Origin of the sequence: Butyricicoccus sp. AF18-9LB, from assembly GCF_027684505.1 — a bacterium.
Lineage (GTDB): Bacteria > Bacillota > Clostridia > Oscillospirales > Butyricicoccaceae > Agathobaculum > Agathobaculum butyriciproducens.
Genome location: NZ_JAQCWA010000009.1, coordinates 109,390 through 109,965, shown reverse-complemented (window position 1 = coordinate 109,965; position 576 = coordinate 109,390). Strand labels below are relative to the sequence as shown.

1 protein-coding gene is annotated in these 576 nt (G+C 48.8%); it reads right to left on the bottom strand.

Going from position 1 to position 576, the window contains the following annotated elements:
* Positions 1-77: 77 nt before the first annotated feature.
* Positions 78-576 (bottom strand): hypothetical protein (locus PGY33_RS07740; protein WP_270478016.1); only part of this gene is annotated, 499 nt, incomplete at its 5' end.

The following is a 576-nucleotide window of genomic DNA, read 5'->3' as shown; positions in this document are numbered from 1 at the left end:
AGAAAGTCGGTGAATACGGCGTTATCGCAGCGGTTGCGTGCGCATTAGAATGTTAATGCGTACCTAATAAGAGCCTTTTAGCAGGGGATATAGTACAATGTAGAGCTGTTTTGATACCAGTATACAGAGAGCGAAGTTTGAAACGCTTTGAGCAGATTCTGGTTAGTTCCGTTAGAGGAAAACGTAGTCTGAACATTATCCGTTTTGACCCAACCATTACCTCCGCTAACACTGGCGCCATAGATATAAACCGCAATACCTCGACCAGATCGAACCGTTTCCGTAGTCCAATTATTCCCGGACTTTGTTTTAGCAACCAACAACGGCGATGCCTTGAGGGCGTTAATAGCCGTGGTAGAAGCCGAAATCGCAGACATTGCCGTGCTTGATGTGGCAATAGCCGCCATAGCGGTCGAAGACGATGCAATAGCGTTCATGTCCGCATAGCCGCTCGGATTCAGTCCGGCCAGCTCTGCTACGGTCTTACCCATTACAGCGCTGCTTGCATTGCTAAAGATTGCCCACGCAGAGGCATTGTTCTGTACGACCTGCAATGCGGTGCTGCTTCGGAAGATT